The following is a 19,069-nucleotide window of genomic DNA, read 5'->3' as shown; positions in this document are numbered from 1 at the left end:
GCTGGAGCAGGAGTACCCCGCGATCGTTGCGTGGAGCGTTAGAGCTCAGCCATCCCCGGAAGTTCGCGGCACAAATCATCCCCTGTGAATTTCGCGGGCTGACCGTTCCCGGTGAGGCGCAGCGCCAGGCAGAACGGCCTGTCCCCCAGGTCGATCCAGCGCCGTATTTCGGCTGGCACGTGCAGAATATCGCCCCTCTCGCACAATACTGCGAACACCTCATCGCCTATCCGCAGGCTGACCTGAGCACGCCCCGCCATCATGGCAAATACCTCAAGCGCGTTGTGAACGTGCTCCTCGCGCCAGCCGCCAGCGTCCGGCAATTCTTCCTCACAATCGAGCAATGTCCATGATGTGGCGCCATGCTCAGCCATTAGCCCATCGATCCACTCACCCGCCTCGTCGCGAACCTGTTGCTGGGCATTACCTGGCCGGATAGACCACGGAAGACTCTGGTGGGCGAACCGCACGCCATGTTCGGCCAACGTTGCAACGATGTCGTCGTGGTGGGTCAGCACCTTGTACGGCAGCTGTGGGCTGCTGCACTGGAAAACGCTGAGAATGCTCATCAGGGGCTGCTCCTGCTCGGTGGACAATGGCGGGCAATGATAACGGCTGCGGCCAGCGCCGCGAGGCTGGCCATACCAAAGGTGAATGACGGGCCCAGGCCGCTCCAGGCATAACCGGAGAACAGTGCACCCAACGCGCCGCCGGTTCCGGACAGCGCAGCGTACAACGCCTGCCCTTGCCCCTGTTGCCGCGCCCCGAAGCTGGACTGGACGAACGCGATGGCCGCGGCATGAAAGCAACCAAAGGTCGCCGCGTGCAGCAATTGCGCGAAAATCAGCACGGCCGGCACTTCGGCCAGGCTGCCCAATAGCAGCCAGCGCAGTGTGGCAAGCAGGAAGCTCACCAGCAGCACAGCGCGTATGCTCAAGCGCGCGAACACCCGGCTCATCGACAGGAACATCAGCACCTCGGCCACCACCCCCAGCGCCCACAGCAGGCCGATGGCGCCACGGCTGTAGCCCAAGTGCTCCAGATGCAGGGTGAGGAACGTGTAGTAAGGCCCATGACTGAATTGCATCAGTGCCACGCACCCATAGAACGCCAACACGCCCGGAGCCCGCAGTTGCGCCAGAAAGCCTTCGCCAGCAGGTCTCGCTGCATGCTCCGCCGGCTGCGCATTGGGTACCCAAAGGCTGGCGACGAGGATGCCGGCCATGATGCCCACCACCGCCAGCGGGTAGATATCCAGACTCAACCACTCGAACAATCGTCCCAGGCCCACGACAGCGAGAATGAAGCCGATCGAACCCCACAGCCTGACCTGGCTGTAGCGCGAGGTCTGGCCATGCAGGTGAGCCAGGGTGATCACCTCGAACTGCGGCAACACGGCATGCCAGAAAAACGCATGCAAGGCCATGACCAGCGCCAGCCAGGCGTAGCTCTTGGCGAAGAAGATCAGCGAAAACGCACCCAGCGTACACAGTGCGCCCAGGCGCACGATCAACAGCCGGCGACCGCTGCGATCACCCAGCCACCCCCACAAGTTCGGGGCCACGCAGCGCATGAGCATGGGAATGGCCACCAGCTCGCCGATGCGTGCCGGAGCAAACCCCAGATGATCGAAGTACAGGGCCAGGAACGGTGCAGTGGCGCCCAACAGGGCGAAGTAGCTGAGGTAAAAGCTGGACAGGCGCCAGTAGGGAATGGAAGACATGGGTGGACCTGGGAATAACCTGCGCCGACTCCGTCACACCGGGGTGCGACAGAGCCGCAGCAGGTGGATCAGCGCAGACCGAGTACCGGCGTGGTCACCTTCACATCGGCGTTCTGCGCGCGGTGGCGCAGCAGGTGATCCATCAAGGCGATCGCCATCATGGCCTCGGCGATGGGCGTGGCCCGAATGCCCACGCAGGGATCATGACGGCCCTTGGTCACCACCTCCACCGCATTGCCATCGACATCGATGGAGCGTCCGGGAATGGTGATGCTGGAGGTCGGCTTGAGCGCCAGATGGGCCACGATCGGCTGACCCGAAGAAATGCCGCCAAGAATGCCGCCCGCGTTGTTGCTGAGGAAGCCCTCGGGCGTCATCTCGTCGCGGTGCTCGCTGCCCCGCTGGGCAATGCTGGCGAAACCGGCGCCGATCTCGACGCCTTTCACCGCATTGATGCTCATCAGGGCGTGGGCCAACTCGGCATCCAGACGGTCGAATATCGGCTCGCCAAGGCCAGGCATCACCCCTTCGGCGACCACGGTGATCTTGGCACCGACCGAGTCCTGGTCGCGGCGCAACTGGTCCATGTAGGCCTCCAGTTCCGGCACCTTGTCCGGGTCCGGGCAGAAGAACGCGTTCTGCTCGACGCTGTCCCAGGTCTTGAACGGAATCGCGATCGGACCCAACTGGCTCATGTAGCCGCGCACGCGAATACCCTGGGTCGCCAGGAATTTCTTGGCGATGGCACCGGCCGCCACGCGCATGGCGGTTTCGCGCGCCGAGCTGCGGCCACCGCCGCGGTAGTCGCGCTCACCGTACTTGTGGTGATAGGTGTAGTCGGCGTGGGCCGGGCGGAACAGATCCTTGATCGCCGAGTAGTCCTTGGACTTCTGATCAGTATTGCGGATCAGCAGACCAATCGAGCAACCGGTGGTGCGCCCCTCGAATACCCCGGAAAGAATCTCGACTTCGTCGGCCTCCTGACGCTGGGTGGTGTGGCGGCTGGTGCCGGGCTTGCGCCGATCCAGGTCACGTTGCAGGTCGGCCAGGGTGATGTCCAGACCGGGCGGGCAGCCGTCGACGATGGCGACCAGCGCGGGACCATGGCTCTCGCCTGCGGTGGTGACGGTGAACAGCTTGCCGTAGGTATTGCCGGACATGGACGCTCCGCGAAATCAGCCTGAACTTGAGAAGGTCGCCAGTATACGGAAAGCCGCGCCCCTGCGACAAAAAACCCGAGAACCTTCGCTTGGCCCCCCGGTCAAAGCGAGCATCTCCCCACGCAGTATTCGCCGATGCGCTTCGTCGCCCTGTTCCTGCTGTTCTGCACCGGCCTGGCCCAGGCCAGCGCCGCCACCGTCATCAAACGCCCCATCGACCTGGACACCGGCACTGGCGTGCTGCATGGCAGCCTGCTGCTGCCCCAGCAGGACACGCCCGTGCCGGTGGCCTTGATCATTTCCGGATCCGGTCCCACCGACCGCGACGGCAACAACCCCGCCTCGGGACGCATCGACAACCTCAAGCGCTTGGCGCAACTGCTCGCCAGCCAAGGCATCGCCAGCGTGCGCTACGACAAGCGCGGCGTCGCGACCAGCCGCCCTGCCGCGCCGGACGAGCGCGACCTGAGCGTGGAGGGCTATGTCGCCGACGTGGTGGCCTGGGCACATCTGCTGCAGTCCGACCCGCGCTTCGGGCCGCTCATTCTGATTGGCCATAGCGAAGGCGCGCTGATCGCCAGCCTCGCCGCGCCACAAGCCGATGCCCGCGCCGTGATCACCCTGGCCGGCAGCGGACGCCCCATCGCCGACGTGTTGCGCGAGCAGCTCGCCCAGCGCCTGTCACCGGCGCAACTGGCCCGCGGCAATCGCCTGCTCGATCGCCTGCAGGCCGGGCAGACCAGCCTGGACGTGCCGGCGCCTTTGCGCGAAGTGTTCCGCCCGACGGTGCAACCCTACTTGATCTCGTTGTTCCGCCAGGATCCCGCCCAAGCGTTCGCTCAGTTGCAGGTGCCGGCGCTGATCGTGCAGGGGCGTAACGACGTGCAGGTCGAGGTCGAAGACGCCGAACGCCTCAAGGCGGCGAAACCCGATGCGCAACTGGTATTGATCGACGGCATGAACCACATGCTGCGTATCAGTCCCAAGGCCATGAGCGCGCAGCGCGACAGCTACAGCAACCCTGACCTGCCCCTGGCCCGCGAGCTGGGCGAACGCATCGTCGCGTTCATCAAGCAATTGCAGTCGGCCTGATCGACACCCTCCTCAGGTCTTGCCCCGCCCTGCCGATAACGCAGGGCAACAGGCGGTGAAACCGGGCCAGGCGCTTGGCTGTCACCGACCCACGCAATCGAGGATGGCCTGATGACCGATACTCCCGCCACCGAGGCGACCGAACAACAACCGCCCGAAAGCCCCCCGCTGCCCTGGGCGGACCTGACCGCCGAGCACTTCCAGTTGCTGCGCCTGGCGCCGCTGCCCACCGACCGCAGCACCGGCGCGCGACCGCTGCGCTTCGTCCAACTGGGCTATGCCGAACGGCATGACAAGGCCAACAGCCTGTTGCGCCTGGAAATTCTGCTGCCCGCACAGAAGGTGCGCAAGGAACAGAATCGACTGGACGTGCGCGTCGACCATGAGCAGCACCTGGTGCGCATCGGCGATCCGGCCGGCCTGCAACTCGAGCCGCTCAATCGTGGCCTGGGCCGGTACTTGCTGACCCAGGCCGTGCAGTGGCTGCAACGCAAGTGGTCGCACTATCGCGTCGAAGGCATGGCATTGCCGAACAAGGATGCCCTCAACGAGGACACCCGCTTGCGTCGCGACCATGTGTTGCGCAGCGTTGGCATCGAGGTGGAATACGCCGATGGCCAGACGCTCAAGGCGCGTACCGTGGAAACGTCCGTGGGCCAGCTCAAGGGCGGCTGGAGCAACGACAAGCTGCAGCGCGTCGACATGCTGGAGGCAGCGACGCTGCTGCAACAGGCCGATCAGAAACTGCATGAGAAAGACGTGCAACTGCGCGAGCGTGACGAGCGTGTGGCCAAGTATCGCCGCGAGGACAGCGGGCTGCGCTTCACCATTACCTGCCTGGTGGCCTTTGCAGTCTTTCAGGCAGGCCTGCTGATCTGGATCGCCACACGCTGAATGTGCCTGGCGGGCCACACGCCCGCCAGGCCTGGTCCTAGACCCGCGAGACGAACAGTTCCTGATGGTTGCGGCACTGCTGCGCCGTGAGCATGAACACGCCATGGCCACCACGCTCGAAGTCCAGCCAGGTGAAATCCACTTCCGGGTACAGGGTTTCGACATGCACCTGGCTGTTGCCCACTTCGACGATCAGCAAGCCCTTTTCCGTCAGGTGATCGGCCGCCTCGGCGAGCATGCGCCGTACCAGGTCCAGCCCATCGTTGCCGCACGCCAGGCCCAACTCCGGTTCGTGCTGGTATTCGGCGGGCATGTCGGCGAAATCCTCGGCATCCACATACGGCGGATTGGACAGGATCAGGTCGAAGCGCTGTCCCGGCAGGCCGGCGAAGCCATCGCCCTGCACCGTGAAGACGCGCTGCTCCAGGCCATGACGCTCGATATTGCGGTTGGCCACTTCCAGGGCGTCGAACGACAGGTCGGCCAGTACCACCTCGGCGTCCTGGAAGACGTCAGCCGCGACGATGCCGATGCAGCCGGAACCCGTGCACAGGTCGAGAATGCGCGCCGGCTCACTGGCCAGCCAGGGCTCGAAGCGCTTCTCGATCAGTTCGCCAATCGGTGAGCGCGGCACCAGCACGCGTTCGTCGACGATGAACGACATGCCGCAGAACCAGGCTTCGCCCAGCAGGTAAGCGGTGGGCACACGTTCTTCGATGCGGCGCTTGAGCAGGTGCTGCAGACGCACGCGCTCGTCATCTTCCAACTGGCAGTCCAGGTAGCTGTCAGCCATCTGCCAGGGCAGATGCACGGCCCCCAGCACCAGCAGGCGGGCCTCGTCCCAGGCGTTGTCGGCACCATGGCCGAAGAACAGCTCATGCTCATGGAAACGGCTGACAGCCCAGCGAATATGGTCGCGCAGGGTGCGCAGGCGGGAAGTGATCACAAAGTACTCCTTTTCAGACTGTGCAAAAGTCTACCAGTCCACTGGCTGAAATGTTCCATCGCCCGCCGCTCAGGTAGCCACAGGCCAGTAACGGCGCCGTCTGCGTTGTCAACCATTCACATTGGCGCCTGGGCAAGTGACAATAGCGCGATGTAAGCCCTTCCCGAGGAGCCCTCGATGTCCGTTCCAACCACGATGTTCCGCCTCACCGGTCGCGACTACCCGCCGGCCCGGTTGAGCCAAGCCAGTCTGATCGTCATCGACGCGCAGAAGGAGTACCTCAGCGGTCCGCTGGCACTCTCGGGCATGGACGAGGCCGTGGCGAACATTGCCCGGTTGCTCGACGCGGCCCGCAAGGCCGGTCGCCCGATCATTCATGTCCGCCACCTGGGTACGGTGGGCGGACGCTTCGACCCACAGGGCCCTGCCGGGGAGTTCATCCCGGGCCTGGAGCCACAGGATGACGAAGTGGTCATCGAAAAGCGCATGCCCAATGCCTTCAAGAACACCAGCCTGCACGAAACCTTGCAGCGCCTCGGCCACCTGGACCTGATCGTCTGCGGCTTCATGAGCCACTCCAGCGTCAGCACCACCGTGCGCCGCGCCAAGGACTACGGCTACCGCTGCACGCTGGTCGAAGACGCCTCCGCCACCCGCGACCTGGCGTTCAAGGACACGGTCATCCCGGCCGCGCAGATTCACCACAGCGAGATGGCGGTCATGGCCGACAACTTCGCCTGCGTAGCGCCTACCGACAGCCTGATCTGATCGCCCCAGCGCCCGGCCGCCGGGCGGAACCGCACGGGTCGGCGCAGGTCGAATTCCGATACCGAGAGAGGAATACGGAATGAAGCTCAAAGGCAGTTTCGATGCCAAACGCCTGCGCCCACACCAGGCGGGCAACTGGGGCGTGCGCCTGGCGGCTGCACTGTCGGCGCTGCTGGCCACAGTGGGCATTCTTCTGGCCATGGCGGGCATTGCGGGCCTGCTGGGCAACTACGAAGCCCTGGCCGAGTTGAACGCCAATCACAGCCTCGCGGCGATTCTCGTCGCGCTCGGCCTGCTGCTGCTCTACCTGGGCGTGCGCTTCTGGCGCCTGAGCCGCATTCGCCTGCGTCGCAGTCGCGATCTCAACCTGTCGCCGCACCTGATGAAGAAACACGACTGAAGCCCCCACACGCCGAGGCGTGCGCTGGCGCGTCTGCTGACGACCCAGCGCCGATCGCGTAGACTACGCCGCCCACGTGGAGGCTCCCATGCAAGACGACGACTTTTCCCTCTTCCGCAGCGAAGTGCGCGGCGTCAAGCCCATCGCTCATGACCGTGCCGAAGTGGGCAAGCCCAAGGCTGACCGCACGCAACTGGCCGGCCTGCGTCAGGCCGCCAGCGTGCGCACCGGCCAAGCGCTGGTGGTCGACGGTCTGTCGGACCAGTTCGTCATCGACGTGGGTGCTGAAGACGAGCTCATGTGGCGCCGTGACGGCGTTCAGGAAAGCCAGATCCGCAAGCTCAAGCTTGGCCAGATCGCCTTCGAAGGCAGCCTCGACCTGCATGGCATGACCGTCGAGCGCGCCCGCGAGACGCTGTGGGCCTTCATCGCCGAAGCCACCCGCCTGGAAGTACGCTGTGTGCGGGTCACCCACGGCAAGGCGGCCCGCCTGGATGGCAAGCGGCCGATGATCAAGAGCCACGTCAACACCTGGTTGCGCCAGCACCCGCAGGTGCTTGGATTCGCGTCGTGCCAGGCCCGCCATGGTGGCACGGGTGCGCTCTACGTGATGCTCAAGCGGACCATGCTCGAAGGCCGCGACGAGTAATCGCGCTTGCAGCGCCGCGTGCGCCGCCGTACCCTTCGTTTTTGCGTTTTTTCCCACAGGTAGATCCATGTCCCTGGAACAGAACTACACCGAGATCCTCAGCCAGATTGGCGAGGACGTCTCCCGCGAGGGCCTGCTCGACACGCCCAAGCGGGCCGCGAAGGCCATGAAGTACCTTTGCCGCGGTTATGAGCAAACCTTGGAAGAAGTCACCAACGGCGCGTTGTTCACTTCCGACAACAGCGAAATGGTGCTGGTCCGCGATATCGAGCTGTATTCGATGTGCGAGCACCACATGCTGCCGTTCATCGGCAAGGCCCACGTGGCCTATCTGCCCAAGGGCAAGGTGCTGGGACTGTCCAAGGTGGCACGGATCGTCGACATGTACGCACGTCGCCTGCAGATCCAGGAAAACCTCAGCCGTCAGATCGCCGAGGCCATCTCGCAGGTCACTGGCGCAGCCGGTGTGGCCGTGGTCATCGAGGCCAAGCACATGTGCATGATGATGCGCGGTGTGGAAAAGCAGAATTCCAGCATGATCACCTCGGTGATGCTTGGTGAATTCCGTACCAATGCCGCCACCCGCAGTGAATTCCTCAGCCTGATCAAGTGATCGGCGTCGACCTCAAGCCGGCCCCTAGGCTCTGTCTGAAAAGCCTTGATACTCGGTGATGCTGCGTTGAAAACCGCCTCGGAATGCTCATTTACCACTCGTAAACTCCGCTTCCTCGGCGGTTTTCGCCTTGCCTGACCTTCGTCTCAAGACTTTTCAAACAGAGCCTGGGGGTCGGCTTTTTATTTGGCCTTCGTGCCCCCAAGCTCAGGAGTAGCCCATGATCGTCAAAGCCCTGCGGGTCGGCCTCGGCCAGCTCATCGTGTTCGGCGACTGGATCAGCCGCCCGGCCAAGCGCAAGCGTGACGCCGCCGCCCAGGCCCAGGTCGAGCAGCAGGCCAAAGGGCTGGCGCTGTACCAGTTCCATGCCTGCCCGTTCTGCGTCAAGACCCGCCGCGCCCTGCACCGGCTCAACGTGCCGGTGGCACTGCGCGATGCGAAGAACGACCCGCAGCACCGTCAAGCACTGCAAGACGGCGGCGGGCGGGTGAAAGTGCCGTGCCTGCGTATCGAGGAAGACGGCAAGACCACCTGGATGTACGAGTCCAACGACATCATCGCCTACTTGGACAAGCGCTTCGGCTCGATCTGAGTCAGCCCACCATCGGTACGTGTCGCGGATGACTGGCGACCCGCTCCAGCCAGGCGCGCACGGCGGGATACTCGGCCAGATCGAAGCCACCCTGGTGGGCCACATGGGTATAGGCATAGAGCGCGACATCGGCGATCGAGTACTGCTCGCCCACCAGGTACGGCGTCATGTGCAACTGCCGTTCCATGACCCTCAGCGCCTTGTAGCCGCCCTTGTGCAGCTTGCGGTATTCCTCCAGGCGCTCCTGCGGCAGCCCCAGGTAGAACTGGATGAAGCGCGCTACCGCGATGTAGGGCTCATGGCTGTACTGCTCGAAAAACTGCCATTGCAGCACCTGGGTACGCAAACGCGGCTCGGTGGGCAGAAACTCGCTGCCATCGGCGAGATAATTGAGAATGGCGTTGGATTCCCACAGGCAGGTACCGTCTTCGAGCTCCAGCACGGGAACCTTGCCGTTGGGATTGCGCGCGAGAAATTCCGGTGTTTCGGTTTCGCCCTTGAGAATGTCCACCGGGTGCCACTCACACGGCCGTCCCAGCAGACTGAGCATCAACTTGACCTTGTAGCAGTTGCCTGACTGATAGTCCCCATACACCTTGTACATCGCCCCTCCCCTCCTGCGCAGCTGCAAGTCAGCGCTCCATAGTTGAGGACTGTACGGCTAAATGCAATGGTCGCTGTATGGCGCGCGGCAGGTCGCTGCGCGTTAGGCTGCGCGAAATGCCCCATTGCACAAGGAATGCACCGTGACCGACGCCACTTCCACGCCCCTGCGTCCACTGGCCGACAGCTCGCCGTCGGCCGTGGTGGCCGGCTTCATCGCCATGCTCACCGGCTACACCAGTTCGCTGGTGCTGATGTTCCAGGCCGGCCAGGCCGCCGGCCTGAGCAATGCGCAGATCTCCTCCTGGATCTGGGCGCTGTCGATCGGCATGGCGGTGTGCAGCATCGGCCTGTCGCTGCGCTATCGCACGCCGATCACCGTGGCCTGGTCGACACCGGGCGCCGCGCTGCTGATTACCAGCCTGGGTGGGGTCAATTACGCCGAGGCCATCGGTGCCTACGTCACCTGCGCCGCGCTGGTGGTGATCTGCGGAATGACCGGCAGCTTCGAGCGCCTGGTTCGCCGCATTCCCGCGTCGCTGGCCTCGGCCCTGCTGGCCGGCATCCTGTTCAAGATCGGCAGCGAAATCTTCGTCGCTGCGCAACATCGCACCCTGCTGGTGCTGGGCATGTTCTTCAGCTACCTGTTGGTCAAGCGCCTGTCACCGCGCTACTGCGTGCTCGCCGCCCTGCTGGTCGGCAGCGCATTGTCCGGCGCCTTGGGCTTGCTGGACTTCAGTCACTTCGACTTGCAAGTGGCACGGCCGGTGTGGACCACACCGAGTTTTTCGCTGGCGGCGACCATCAGCATCGCCATCCCGCTGTTCGTGGTGGCGATGACTTCGCAAAACATGCCCGGCGTGGCCGTGCTGCGCGCCGACGGCTACCAGGTGCCCGCCTCGCCGCTGATCTCGGCCACCGGCCTGGCCTCGCTGGTGCTGGCCCCCTTCGGCGCCCACGGCGTCAACCTGGCAGCGATCAGCGCCGCAATCTGCACCGGCCCACACGCCCACGAGGATCCGGCCAAGCGCTACACCGCTGCCGTCTGGTGCGGGATTTTCTACGGTATCGCCGGGGTCTTCGGCGCCACACTGGCGGCATTGTTCGCCGCGCTGCCCAAGGAACTGGTGCTGTCGATCGCGGCCCTGGCGCTGTTCGGATCGATCATGAACGGCCTGAGCGTGGCCATGAGCGAGGCCCGCGAGCGCGAAGCGGCACTGATCACCTTCATGGTGACGGCCTCGGGGCTGACGCTGTTTTCCATCGGGTCGGCGTTCTGGGGCATCGTGGCGGGAGTGATCACCTTGATGATTCTGAGTCCCCGCAAGGCCGGATGAACATCACGCCGGCGATGGACCCTCCCTGGGATCGCGGGGCGCGACACGAAGAGACCACTACAGCCTCTCAATGCAGCCTGAAGTGCCCCACCATCCCCTTGAGTTCATCGCCCAACTGCGCCAACTCGACGCTTGAGCGCGCCGTGTCCTGCATGGCCAGCGCCGCCTGATCGGCGCTGCCGCGAATCTGCGTGACGCTGCGGCTGATCTCTTCGGCCACCGAGCTCTGTTGCTCGGCCGCTGCGGCGATCTGCTGGTTCATCTGCTGAATCAATGACACGGCAGCCGCGATGCTGCCCAGGGCACTTTCGGTGTGCAGCGCGTCGGCCACCGCCAGACGCACCAACTCGGTACTGCCACGGATCTGCGTCACCGACTGCTGCGCGTTGCCGCGCAGGCTCGCCACCAAACGCTCGATTTCCTCGGTCGATTGACGGGTGCGGCGCGCCAACGCACGCACTTCGTCGGCGACCACCGCGAAACCGCGACCCTGCTCACCAGCACGCGCTGCTTCGATAGCCGCATTGAGCGCCAGCAAGTTGGTTTGCTCGGCCACGCTCTTGATCACTTCCAGCACATCGCCAATGGTGTGAATCTCGGCACTCAGGCTGTCGATGCCGGCACTGGCGGTTTCCGCCGCCTGCGCCAGTTGCTCGATACGCTGCATGCTCTGGCGCACCACCTGCTGACCGGACTCGACCTTGTCATCGGCCTGCTGGGCCGCCTGGGCCGCTTCCTCGGCGTTGCGCGCCACATCGTGCACCGTAGCCGTCATCTGCTGCATGGCGGTGGCGACCTGCTCGGTTTCCTCTTTCTGACTGCCGACCTCGCGATTGGTCTGCTCGGTCACCGCCGACAATGCCTGAGCATTACCAGCCAATTGTTCGATGCCCTGCTGCAAACCACTGACGATGCTCGACAGCCCAGCGGCCATCTGCTGCATGGCCAGGGTCAACTGGCCCACCTCGTCGCGCCCGGCGACCTGCGCATCGACCAACAGATCCCCTGCGGCAATGCGCTGCGCACTGGCGATCACATGTTTGAGCGGCGCTACCACGGCGCGGGTAATCAGCCAGGCAGCGACGATCCCGACCAGCAAGGCCAATGCCGTGGCCAGCGCGATGGCCAGCGTGTTGTGGGTGAGTTCCTGGCGCATCGCTGCCTGCTGCGCATCATACGCCTGGTCGATGCGTGCCGTGACCTGTGCGGCGCTGGCCTGCAACTGCGCCTTGATGTCCTGCTCCTTGCCCAGTTCGGCCGTGTACTCATCGAGCTTTTCGGAGAACGAGGCGATATGGCCGGCCACCTCACCAAGCAGGCTCTGGTAACTGGTGTCGGCAACCGCTGTCTTGAGCTCATCGACCAGATTCGCGGCCTCGACGGTCTGCGCGATGCGCCCTTGGTCGATCGACTCATCGCCTTTGCGTGCCTGCTCCAGGCGCACCCGCGCAGCATCCATGGCCTGCAGCATCAAGCGCGAGACCTGCGCCACCTGGGTGGATTGTTCGAGCATCTCGCTGCCCTGCTGGCCTTGGGATTGCTTGAGGGCATCGGCGCCATCGTCGGCCAAGCCCGACTGCAGCACATCGAGGTTACCGGCCACACTGGAGACCGACCACGCAGCGGTGTCCAGCGCCAGCTCCTTGCCCTGCACCGCCTCGACGAACGCATCGAATGCCTGGCCGTAGGCATGCAGGTCGGCTTCGCTCGCCGCCAATAGGGGAATGCCCCGGATGCGTTCGATCAATGCCTGCAGGCCGGCGCGCAGTGCCTCGGCTTGCTTGATGTCCGAGCGCAAGGCGAAGGCCTGTTCGTGCTCGCGCAGGCTGAGCAGATCGGCCTTGACCTCGCCCATCTGGTGCAACGCGTCGAAACGCTGGCCGACCTTGCTCAAGGCCTGAATGCCGATGGCCGCCACGGCCAACGTCAGCAGCAGTACCAGAGCAAAGCCCAGGCCGAGTTTGCGGGCCATGCCCAGGTTGGCCAGACTACCGCGCTTGGTCGACGTCATCGCCACTCCCCCTCGCCCTTAGGTGTTGCCGAAGGCACAAGAGTGACAACCGCATGGCTCGGGTCACAAGGCCCTGCGGTCAGAATGGTGTCAAATAGCTATGAACCTGTCGTTTTCAGCTAACTGCGGGTCGTCCAGCAGCGGCGAGAAACGCTTGGGCGCGTCTGTCCTGTGCGTAGGCGACATTGATGCGCAGCCACTCGCTTTGCCCGCCCACGGGGTCGAAGGCGCTGCCGGGCGTGAGCAGCACCGAATGCTCCAGGGCCAGGCGGTCGAGCCAGGCGAAATCCCGACCTGGCATGCGCGCCCAGACGAACAGGCCGCCGTAGGGTTCGCAGAGTACCTCCCAGCCATGGGTTTCCAGTTGTCCCAACGCCTTCGCCATGTGCTCGGCCAGACGCCCGCGCACCCGCTGCACATGCTTGCGATAGCTGCCATTGCCGAGCAGGTGTCCGACCACCTGCTCGACGAACCTGGAAGTGCCAATGCCGGTCACCATCTTCAATTGCGCCAGGCGGGCAATGAGTTCGGGATCTGCACTGATAAAGCCCACGCGCAGCGCACTGCTCAATGTCTTGGAGAAGCTCGACAAGTAGATCACCTGCCGCTCGCTGTCCAGCGTCGCCAGGCGAGTGGCGGGGCCATCCTGGAAGTCGGCGTAGATATCGTCCTCGATGATCCGCAGATGATGCTCGCGTGCCAGTTCCAGCACGCGATAGGCCGTCTTGGGGCTGAGGCTGGTACCCGTGGGATTCTGGTACAGGCTGTTGATGAACAGGCAGCGCGGCCGGTGCTCAGCCAGAAGCTGCTCGAGCGCCTGCAGATCGGGCCCGGTCGCGGTGCGGGGCAAGGGCAGCATGCGCACCTGGTGCTGGCGCAACAGGCTGAACAAGTTGTAGTAGCCGGGACTTTCGACGATCACAGCATCTCCTGGTACGAGCAGCGTGCGCACCAGCAGGTCCAGCCCGTGGCTGGCGCCCTGTGTTGTGAGCACGCCCTCCGGCTCGCTGGGAATCTGCAACTGCGCCAGACGCTTGAGCAACTGCTGCCGCAGCCCGGCCATTCCCAATGGCGGGCAGTAGCGGAGCAAGTCTTGCGGGTCGCCGCGACTCACCTGACGTATCGCCTGGGCCAGCGCCTCCTGCGCCTGCCAGGCGTCGGGCAACCAGCCGCAACCGAGCTTGAGCAGTGCTGGATGGGCGTCACTGAACTGCCGCCAACTGCCATCGATGGCATCGCCCCAGGCCAGCGCATCGTCTCGAGCGTAGGTAGACATCCGCTCGGCGACGAAAAAACCGGCCCCATGGCGCGCTTCGAGCCAACCGCTGGCGACCAGTCGATCGTAGGCATCGATCACACAGCCATGGCTGATCGCCAGGGTGCGGGCCAGGCTGCGAATGGAGGGTAACCGCGTACCAGGACGCAGGCGCTGCTGCTCGATCCAGGCTTGCAGTTGTTCAGTGAGTTGCTGGGCCAAGGGTGTGGCGGCGAGACGATCCAGAGTCAGGTGCATGGCAAAGTGTTCGACGATTTTTAGCGAACAGTTAATCACAAATCCCCGTGAGGTGTGCCTTGCCTGTGCAAGGCCATGAACCGAAGCTGATTGCACGGGGCTCCCCCGGATTTACCACCTGATCCACCACTTCCAGACGGACCTCTCATGCCCGCACGCCTGGCTTTTGCCCTTTGCCTGATCACCCTGGCGGTGAACCTGCAAGCCCCGCTCTACACCACCTATGCCATCCTCTCGGGATACGGTGCCGCCGCCACCGCCCTGGCCTTCTCCAGCTACGTGCTGGGGGTACTGCCCGTACTCCTGGCGTTTGGCGGGCTGGCCGACCGGGTGGGCCGCCGACTGCTGATCATGGTCGCACTGATCTTGTCGATGATCGCCACCACGCTCGTCATGTTCGCGCCTGGACTACAGACGCTGGCCCTGGCGCGGCTGCTGATGGGCGTGGGCACCGCGCTTTCGACCACCCTCGCCACGGCCTACATGGGCGAACTGCAAGGCGATGGCGACACCACACGGGCGGCGAATTGGGTCACTGCCAGCACGTCGCTGGGCTTTGGCTTGGGGGCGGCCTTGACCAGCCTGTTCCTACTGCGTGGTCCAAGCCTGACGCCACTCAGTTTCCCTCTACACCTGGTGCTGGCGGCCACTGCGTTGTTCCTGGTCTGGCGCCTGCCCGATCAGCGTACTGCACATCGCACGCCGATGCTGCGCCTGCCCTGCTATCCGAGCGGCAGCTTGCCCTATGGGCTGGCCATTCTGCTGGCCTGGGCCTGCACCGGGCTGGTCATCGCGCTGGTGCCGGGCGTGCTGCGACAACACGGCCTGGATCAATGGTCAGGGTTCTCTACCTTCTGCGTGATCAGTTGCGGCGTGCTGTTCCAGCCGCTGGCCCGACGCCTGAACAGCAGGCCGGCGACTCTGCTGGGGCTGGTCATTCTGCCGCCCAGCTTCCTGTTGTTGGCCTGGGGGGCCGATAGCGGCAGACTGATGGCCGTGTTGATCGGGGCAGTGGCCGCCAGCAGCGCCTGCTACGGCTTCATCTACCTGGGCGGTCTGGCGGCGGTCAATGCCCTGGGTGGCACGGAGAAGCCGCGCGCCAGCGCCGGGTTCTTTCTTCTCGCCTATCTGGGATTCAGCCTGCCGGTCGTCTTCACCGGGTTGCTCAGCGATCGACTGGGTGCCCACATCGCTCTGCAACTGTTCGGTGCCGCCCTGGTGTTGGGATGCGCGCTGGTGGCCCTTGCACTGATCGGCGCCGGGCCAAGGCTCAGATGGCGGTGGCGCCGCCATCCACGGTCAGGCTATGGCCAGTGGTGAACTTCGCGCCATCGCTGCACAGGTACAGCACCGCGCTGGCGATCTCCTCGACCTTGCCGATGCGCCCGACCGGGTGCATCGCTGCGGCGAACTCTGCCTTGCGCGGGTCGGCCTCGTAAGCACGGCGGAACATATCGGTATCGATCACCGCCGGACACACCGCATTGACCCGAATACCCTTTTTCGCGTATTCGATGGCCGCCGACTTGGTCAGGCCGACCACGGCATGCTTCGACGCTGCATAAATGCTCATCTTGGGCGCCGCGCAAAGGCCTGCGACCGACGCGGTATTGACGATAGCGCCGCCGCCTTGGGCCATCATCAGCGGCAACTGGTACTTCATGCACAGCCAAACGCCCTTGACGTTGACCGCCATGATCGCGTCGAACTCGGCTTCGCTGCCTTCGGCGAGGCGGCCCTTCTCGATTTCGATTCCGGCATTGTTGTAGGCGTAGTCCAGTCGACCGTACGCCGCGACGATGCGCTCGTGGAGCTGGCGCACATCGCTGTCGTGGGTGACATCGCAGGCGACGAACAGACCATCGCCGCCGCTTTCATGGATCAACCCCAGCGTCGCTTCGCCACCGACCGCATCCACGTCGGCCACCACCACCTTCAGCCCCTGCGCAGCGAACGCCAGTGCCGTCGCCCGCCCTATGCCCGCCGCACCACCGGTAACCAAAGCGACTTGGCCAGAAAATGTCATGCTCATCGCACACTCCGTTTTTCATGAAGGCTCATGGCGGGTGAGTCTACTCAGCACAACCGGGCACAGGGCAGCATCATCAGGTCTGCCGTTGCAGTACCATCGTCGGTGGTGATTTTATGCATGGCACTCAATCACTCTGCTGGATCGACGAGCATTCGCCATTCAGGTCAGGCTTGAACAGTAAGACTCGACGGTTTATCAACAGACTTTGCCATCTACCCGGAGACGTTCCATGACCCAGACCAACCGCCGCTTCCTGCTGGCCAAGCGACCGACCGGCGCCGTCCGGCGGGAAGACTTCGACTATCAACAGGTTCCGGCGAGCGAACCGGCGGACGGCCAGATCCAGGTGCGCAACCTCTACCTTTCGCTGGACCCGGCCATGCGCGGTTGGATGAATGAAGGCAAGTCCTACATCCCGCCGGTCGAGCTGGGCGACGTGATGCGTGCCTTGGGTGTAGGTGAGGTCGTCGCGTCCAACCATCCGGACTACAAGCCTGGTGACCATGTCAGCGGCGCGCTTGGCATACAGGACTACTTCACTGGTACCCCGCAGGGCATGCACAAGATCGACCCGACCCTGGCACCCCTGCCCCGCTATCTGTCTGCCCTGGGCATGACCGGCATGACCGCCTACTTCGCCCTGCTCGAAGTAGGACAACCCAAGGCCGGCGATACCGTGGTCATTTCCGGTGCGGCAGGCGCTGTGGGCAGCATCGCCGGACAGATCGCCAAGATCAAAGGTTGTCACGTGGTGGGTATCGCCGGTGGTGCCCAGAAGTGCCAGTACCTCAAGGACGAACTGGGCTTCGACGGCGTCATCGACTACAAGGCCGAGGACGTGTTGGCGGGCCTCAAGCGCGAGTGCCCCAAGGGCGTTGATGTGTACTTCGACAACGTCGGCGGCGATATCCTCGACGCGGTACTCAGCCGTCTTAATTTCAAGGCGCGCGTGGTCATCTGCGGGGCCATCAGTCAGTACAACAACAAGGAAGCGGTAAAAGGACCGGCCAATTACCTGTCGCTGCTGGTCAATCGCGCACGCATGGAAGGCTTCGTGGTGATGGACCACGTCAAGGAGTACGGTAAGGCCGCACAGGAAATGGCGGGCTGGCTGGCCAGCGGCAAGGTCAAGAGCAAGGAAGACGTGGTGGACGGGCTGGAAACCTTTCCCGAAACACTGCTGAAACTGTTCAACGGGGAAAACTTCGGCAAGCTGGTGTTGAAGGTTTGATCGTGCAGGGGGGCCGCCGTAATGCGGCCCCGATTGGCTTCAATCAGGCACGGATCTCGGCCACCACGGCAGCCAGCGCCTGCGCCGGATCCGCGGCCTGGCTGATCGGGCGACCGATAACCAGGTAGTCGGAGCCCGCTTCAAGTGCCTGGCGCGGCGTGAGAATGCGACGCTGATCGTCCTGTGCACTGCCTGCCGGGCGAATGCCCGGAGTCACCAATTGCAGCGACGGATGGGCTGCCTTGAGCGCCGGAGCTTCCAAGGCCGAGCACACCAGGCCGTCCATTCCTGCCTTTTGCGCCAGCGCAGCGAGGCGCAGCACCTGCTCCTGTGGATCGACATCCAGGCCGATACCGGCCAGGTCCTCGCGCTCCATGCTGGTCAGCACGGTCACCCCGATCAGCAGTGGCTGCGGACCGCTGCGCTTGGCCAATTCTTCACGGCATGCAGACATCATGCGCAGGCCGCCAGAGCAGTGCACATTGACCATCCATACACCCATCTCGGCAGCCGCTTTGACCGCCATGGCCGTGGTGTTGGGGATGTCGTGGAATTTCAGGTCGAGGAACACCTCGAAGCCCTTGGCACAAAGGGTCTCGACGATACCGGATGCGCTGCTGGTGAACAGCTCCTTACCCACCTTGACCCGGCACAGTGCAGGATCGAGCTGGTCAGCCAGCTTCAGGGCGGCCTCACGGGTCGGGAAATCGAGGGCGACGATCAGGGGCGTCTGGCAGGCGGACATGGTCGGATCTCTGTGGCAAGTCGTGAACGGCGCGCATTGTAAACGAAGTGGCGAGTCGATTGGGGATACGCAACGATACAGTTGGCGTGAACAAGGCTGGCCGTCGAGGAACGCATGATCGCAGCCCTAGGTCCGATACCATGACAAGCAGCATTTTCACGATCACAGGAGAACGACAATGCCCTGGTATGCCTGGCTGATACTCATCGTAGCCATCGGCTCCATCGTAGGTGGGCTGATGATGCTGCGCGATACAGCGAAGAAATTGCCGCTGACAGACGAGCAGTTGAAGAAAGTACATGAACGCAATGCCGAGGCAGATGCCAAGGATGCGCGGGAGCGGTGACTGAGCGACAGTGAAGGTCGGGGCACAGGCCCCGACCTGATGGGCCTGTTACTGAACGGTCATCTTGCCCCGATTACGTTCGATGAGCGTACTTCCGATGCCTTTGACCTCCAGCAACTCGTCTACGGTCTGGAATGCGCCGTGTGCCTCGCGATAGGCCACGATGGCCTCCGCCTTGGCTTTGCCAATGCCGGAGAGCTCCTTTTGCAAGGTTGCGGAGTCCGCCGTATTGAGGTTCAGGGTAACTGCGGAGGTCGACACTTCGCTCGTGGAAGGCGATACAGGTGTAGAGGCGCTAGGGGCAGCGCTGACCGAGACAGACAGGCTCAGGAAAAGTGGCAGTAGAAGACTTCTGATCAGTTTATTGCGCATGAGTGCACTCCTGTGCGTTGGTACATTTCGCGTTTAAGGGCA

21 protein-coding genes are annotated in these 19,069 nt (G+C 63.8%); 11 read left to right on the top strand and 10 right to left on the bottom strand.

The window, feature by feature from the left end:
- Nucleotides 1-38: 38 nt before the first annotated feature.
- From Q7C30_RS17865 to aroC, 3 genes are all read right to left on the bottom strand, one after another.
- The gene (locus Q7C30_RS17865; protein ID WP_317872282.1) at nt 39-569 is read right to left on the bottom strand and encodes an oxidase; all 531 of its coding nucleotides are present in this window, start codon (nt 567-569) and stop codon (nt 39-41) included.
- Nucleotides 569-1,723 carry an MFS transporter gene (locus Q7C30_RS17860; protein ID WP_317872281.1) on the bottom strand — a complete coding sequence of 385 codons (1,155 nt, stop codon included), beginning with the start codon at nt 1,721-1,723 and terminating at the stop codon, nt 569-571. The genes Q7C30_RS17865 and Q7C30_RS17860 overlap by 1 nt, the downstream gene beginning before the upstream one ends.
- 68 nt (nt 1,724-1,791) lie before the next feature.
- Nucleotides 1,792-2,883 (bottom strand): chorismate synthase, encoded by a 1,092-nt coding sequence (aroC, locus tag Q7C30_RS17855; protein ID WP_029613746.1) that lies wholly within the window; start codon nt 2,881-2,883, stop codon nt 1,792-1,794.
- Nucleotides 2,884-3,018: 135 nt separating this feature from the next.
- Here aroC and Q7C30_RS17850 point away from each other — a divergent pair, with 135 nt between their 5' ends.
- Both Q7C30_RS17850 and Q7C30_RS17845 read left to right on the top strand, forming a co-directional pair.
- The gene (locus Q7C30_RS17850; RefSeq protein WP_039579184.1) at nt 3,019-3,975 is read left to right on the top strand and encodes an alpha/beta fold hydrolase; all 957 of its coding nucleotides are present in this window, start codon (nt 3,019-3,021) and stop codon (nt 3,973-3,975) included.
- Between the two features lie 111 nt (nt 3,976-4,086).
- Nucleotides 4,087-4,869 (top strand): hypothetical protein, encoded by a 783-nt coding sequence (locus tag Q7C30_RS17845; RefSeq protein WP_039579187.1) that lies wholly within the window; start codon nt 4,087-4,089, stop codon nt 4,867-4,869.
- 37 nt (nt 4,870-4,906) lie between these two features.
- Here Q7C30_RS17845 and prmB read toward each other — a convergent pair whose 3' ends face one another.
- The gene (gene prmB / locus Q7C30_RS17840) at nt 4,907-5,815 is read right to left on the bottom strand and encodes a 50S ribosomal protein L3 N(5)-glutamine methyltransferase (protein WP_317872280.1); all 909 of its coding nucleotides are present in this window, start codon (nt 5,813-5,815) and stop codon (nt 4,907-4,909) included.
- A 177-nt stretch (nt 5,816-5,992) separates the two neighbouring features.
- Between prmB and Q7C30_RS17835 the strand changes: the two genes are divergently transcribed.
- The 5 genes from Q7C30_RS17835 to Q7C30_RS17815 all read left to right on the top strand — a co-directional run bounded on the left by Q7C30_RS17835 (nt 5,993) and on the right by Q7C30_RS17815 (nt 8,837).
- On the top strand, nt 5,993-6,583 hold the full coding sequence (locus Q7C30_RS17835; RefSeq protein WP_317872279.1) for a cysteine hydrolase family protein: 591 nt from the start codon (nt 5,993-5,995) through the stop codon (nt 6,581-6,583).
- A gap of 79 nt (nt 6,584-6,662) precedes the next feature.
- Nucleotides 6,663-6,983, top strand: a complete 321-nt coding sequence (locus tag Q7C30_RS17830) for a hypothetical protein (protein ID WP_039579194.1) — start codon at nt 6,663-6,665, stop codon at nt 6,981-6,983.
- Nucleotides 6,984-7,071: 88 nt separating this feature from the next.
- Nucleotides 7,072-7,632: a Smr/MutS family protein gene (locus Q7C30_RS17825; protein WP_039579196.1), complete on the top strand. Its 561-nt coding sequence runs from the start codon at nt 7,072-7,074 to the stop codon at nt 7,630-7,632.
- Between the two features lie 67 nt (nt 7,633-7,699).
- On the top strand, nt 7,700-8,245 hold the full coding sequence (gene folE / locus Q7C30_RS17820; RefSeq protein WP_317872278.1) for a GTP cyclohydrolase I FolE: 546 nt from the start codon (nt 7,700-7,702) through the stop codon (nt 8,243-8,245).
- Nucleotides 8,246-8,465: 220 nt separating this feature from the next.
- The gene (locus Q7C30_RS17815; protein ID WP_039579203.1) at nt 8,466-8,837 is read left to right on the top strand and encodes a glutaredoxin; all 372 of its coding nucleotides are present in this window, start codon (nt 8,466-8,468) and stop codon (nt 8,835-8,837) included.
- Between the two features lies 1 nt (nt 8,838).
- Here the strand turns inward: Q7C30_RS17815 and Q7C30_RS17810 are convergent, their stop codons facing one another.
- Nucleotides 8,839-9,441, bottom strand: a complete 603-nt coding sequence (locus tag Q7C30_RS17810; RefSeq protein ID WP_317872277.1) for a glutathione S-transferase family protein — start codon at nt 9,439-9,441, stop codon at nt 8,839-8,841.
- 142 nt (nt 9,442-9,583) lie between these two features.
- Here Q7C30_RS17810 and Q7C30_RS17805 point away from each other — a divergent pair, with 142 nt between their 5' ends.
- Entirely contained in the window at nt 9,584-10,777 is a 1,194-nt protein-coding gene (locus tag Q7C30_RS17805) for a benzoate/H(+) symporter BenE family transporter (protein WP_029613740.1), read from the top strand.
- 67 nt (nt 10,778-10,844) lie between these two features.
- Here Q7C30_RS17805 and Q7C30_RS17800 read toward each other — a convergent pair whose 3' ends face one another.
- Complete coding sequence (locus Q7C30_RS17800; protein WP_317872276.1) at nt 10,845-12,788, bottom strand: methyl-accepting chemotaxis protein; 1,944 nt, start codon at nt 12,786-12,788, stop codon at nt 10,845-10,847.
- Between the two features lie 115 nt (nt 12,789-12,903).
- Nucleotides 12,904-14,301, bottom strand: coding sequence for a PLP-dependent aminotransferase family protein (locus Q7C30_RS17795; RefSeq protein WP_317872275.1), 1,398 nt, complete (start codon nt 14,299-14,301; stop codon nt 12,904-12,906).
- Between the two features lie 147 nt (nt 14,302-14,448).
- Between Q7C30_RS17795 and Q7C30_RS17790 the strand changes: the two genes are divergently transcribed.
- The gene (locus Q7C30_RS17790) at nt 14,449-15,621 is read left to right on the top strand and encodes an MFS transporter (RefSeq protein WP_317872274.1); all 1,173 of its coding nucleotides are present in this window, start codon (nt 14,449-14,451) and stop codon (nt 15,619-15,621) included.
- Here the strand turns inward: Q7C30_RS17790 and Q7C30_RS17785 are convergent.
- Nucleotides 15,572-16,333, bottom strand: coding sequence for an SDR family oxidoreductase (locus Q7C30_RS17785; protein ID WP_317872273.1), 762 nt, complete (start codon nt 16,331-16,333; stop codon nt 15,572-15,574). The genes Q7C30_RS17790 and Q7C30_RS17785 overlap by 50 nt on opposite strands.
- Before the next feature lie 229 nt (nt 16,334-16,562).
- On the opposite strand from Q7C30_RS17785, the gene Q7C30_RS17780 reads away from it, so the two are divergent.
- A complete protein-coding gene (locus Q7C30_RS17780; RefSeq protein ID WP_317872272.1) occupies nt 16,563-17,564 on the top strand; it encodes an NADP-dependent oxidoreductase in 1,002 nt (333 codons plus the stop codon).
- A 43-nt stretch (nt 17,565-17,607) separates the two neighbouring features.
- On the opposite strand, the gene pyrF is transcribed toward Q7C30_RS17780, so the two are convergent.
- Complete coding sequence (gene pyrF, locus Q7C30_RS17775) at nt 17,608-18,309, bottom strand: orotidine-5'-phosphate decarboxylase (protein ID WP_029613735.1); 702 nt, start codon at nt 18,307-18,309, stop codon at nt 17,608-17,610.
- A 178-nt stretch (nt 18,310-18,487) separates the two neighbouring features.
- On the opposite strand from pyrF, the gene Q7C30_RS17770 reads away from it, so the two are divergent.
- Complete coding sequence (locus tag Q7C30_RS17770; protein ID WP_317872271.1) at nt 18,488-18,655, top strand: DUF2897 family protein; 168 nt, start codon at nt 18,488-18,490, stop codon at nt 18,653-18,655.
- A gap of 48 nt (nt 18,656-18,703) precedes the next feature.
- Here the strand turns inward: Q7C30_RS17770 and Q7C30_RS17765 are convergent, their stop codons facing one another.
- The gene (locus Q7C30_RS17765; protein ID WP_039579228.1) at nt 18,704-19,027 is read right to left on the bottom strand and encodes a helix-hairpin-helix domain-containing protein; all 324 of its coding nucleotides are present in this window, start codon (nt 19,025-19,027) and stop codon (nt 18,704-18,706) included.
- Nucleotides 19,028-19,069 lie beyond the last annotated feature (42 nt).

Source organism: Pseudomonas sp. RAC1, assembly GCF_030658255.1.
Taxonomy (GTDB): Bacteria; Pseudomonadota; Gammaproteobacteria; order Pseudomonadales; family Pseudomonadaceae; genus Aquipseudomonas; species Aquipseudomonas boreofloridensis.
This window is presented reverse-complemented; position numbering and strand designations above follow the sequence as displayed.